The sequence below is a fragment of the Jannaschia seosinensis genome, from assembly GCF_001408515.1.
Lineage (GTDB): Bacteria > Pseudomonadota > Alphaproteobacteria > Rhodobacterales > Rhodobacteraceae > Jannaschia > Jannaschia seosinensis.
The window spans coordinates 1-1,907 of record NZ_CYPR01000086.1 but is presented as its reverse complement, the minus strand read 5'-3'; the positions used below and the strand labels follow the sequence as shown (position 1 = coordinate 1,907).

The window sequence follows — 1,907 nt, the reverse complement described above, 5'->3', positions numbered from 1 at the left end:
CTCGAGGGATTGCGGATAGAACGGCTCTTCCCCATGCCCGGCAGTCTTGGGCACCTGCACGCTCACCGTGCCCGCAGGCGTGTCGATCCGCTTGGGTTTGTAGCCGTTGGCATAGCCGTGACGCTCGGGCGTGCGCTCATAATGGCTCGCGCCGAGAAACCGCTCCCGTTCGATCTGCATCGCCAGCTCGAAAGCCCGCGCGAACACCGATGCGATCTCGCCGGGCCCGTGCTCGATCAACTGTTCCAAGACCGCCTCAAGCGCCGTATCCTTCCTGTCCATTCGTTCTTCTCCATGGCCGTGTTGCAACTCCATGGAATACCAGAATGGGCAGCCCGTGCTGGGGCGCCCCAGCACGGGCTCACGCCCCGCGTCTCAAGCGAATTTCCAGACCTGAGGGTACAATACCCGAGAATTATCACTACACCGTGTCGTTCGCGATGGCCCTCTGTGAAGGCGAAGTTCAGCGGGTAGGGAGGATATGGGCGGACGGAGAAGAAATCGACCGGAATTCAATTCAGATTCATCTGCATACAGGAGCGGAAGACCAGCTTCCGGACGGTTTAATGGAGGCCGTTGAAGGTGCGGGAACAGTTCCAGCCTACAGGGGCACCGCGTATGTAGTCATTGAGGACCTGAACCTCACCCCTTACGGCAATCGGATACCGAATTTGTCGTTTGAGGTCGTCCGGTACATCCGAATCCCCGGTGAAACAGCAGTTCCAGCTGAATTGATTGAGGGTGTCGCTCTTATTCCAGGAACGGGCGAATACGCGCTGGCGACGACAGCAGTTCACTACGATCAAGGTATTGGGCGGAAAGAATCAGCGAATATAAATACGAAGCAGTCAGCCTCTGATTTTCGGGTCGCTCTTCGAGAAATGATCGAGGAGTTGCCAAACCTAAAGTCGGTGACGTTGGTAGTGTCGTGGTTTGGGGACGATCTGCGCTGTGGGTCCTGTTCTATTCGCCCCGCAGTTGAGCAAAAGGATTGCGACGGTAAGCCGCTCGTTTGGAGCGTATCCGGGCTTGATCGCCAAGCGGCAATGCTTGTCCCGACGCTGGACGGCCGACCTGTTTACGGTGGCACTCCCTGTGATCATTCTGTAGTTGAGGCAATAAGAGAGCTTAAGTCGAGGGGAATAAAGGTTACCTTTTACCCTTTTATTCTTATGATCCAAACCGAGGGAAATGGACTGCCGGATCCTTACGGAGGACCTGAGCAGGCATGTCTGCCTTGGCGCGGAAGAATTACAAGTTCCATTCCGGCTAGGCAGGGCAGGGCTCCGAGGTCAACAAATGTTCATGACGAGGTAAAATGTTTTTTTGGGCAGACGCGGCAAGAAGACATTGTCTGCTCAAGCGGCACAAAGTACGTTAGCCTTTCAGGCCCCCCGAACGATTGGTCATATCGTCGTTTCGTTCTTCACTATGCAGCACTCTGCCGCGAGGCAGGTGAGATATGCCCAAAAGTTGGTGACGGTCCTCATCAGGCGGCGGTTTGAAGTTGCTTGATCCCGTCCTTGAACTCAATCCCCTGAATGACGTCGGGCAGACGGTTTGGCCCGTTGATCTTCCGCCACTTCTTCTTGGCTGACTTCATGAGTCGGAAGACCATGGCGAGGGCGGTCTTGCGGTTCAGGCAGCCCTTGGTTTTGCGGGTCCGGTTCCTGACCGTGGCGAAGACACTCTCGATCGGGTTCGTGGTCCGAATGTGCTTCCAGTGCTCGGCCGGGAAGTCGTAGAAGGCCAGCAGCTCGTCACGGTCTTTCACCAGCTTGGCCACAGCCTTCTCGTACTTCGCGCCGTAGATTTCGACGAAGAGATCGAAGGCGGCATTCGCCTCCTTCTTCGTCTCGGCCATCCAGATGTCTTGCAGATCGGCCTTGACCCTTTCATGCATGGAT

At 56.1% G+C, this 1,907-nt stretch carries 3 protein-coding genes; 1 reads left to right on the top strand and 2 read right to left on the bottom strand.

The window, feature by feature from the left end:
* The coding region (locus JSE7799_RS07180; protein ID WP_222101719.1) for a transposase at nucleotides 1-282 on the bottom strand (282 nt) is incomplete at its 3' end.
* A gap of 146 nt (nucleotides 283-428) precedes the next feature.
* On the opposite strand from JSE7799_RS07180, the gene JSE7799_RS20390 reads away from it, so the two are divergent.
* Nucleotides 429-1,505, top strand: coding sequence for a glycoside hydrolase family 113 protein (locus JSE7799_RS20390; RefSeq protein WP_144431602.1), 1,077 nt, complete (start codon nucleotides 429-431; stop codon nucleotides 1,503-1,505).
* Here the strand turns inward: JSE7799_RS20390 and JSE7799_RS07175 are convergent.
* A partial coding sequence (locus JSE7799_RS07175) for a transposase (RefSeq protein WP_186201863.1) occupies nucleotides 1,490-1,907 on the bottom strand: 418 nt, incomplete at its 5' end. The genes JSE7799_RS20390 and JSE7799_RS07175 overlap by 16 nt on opposite strands.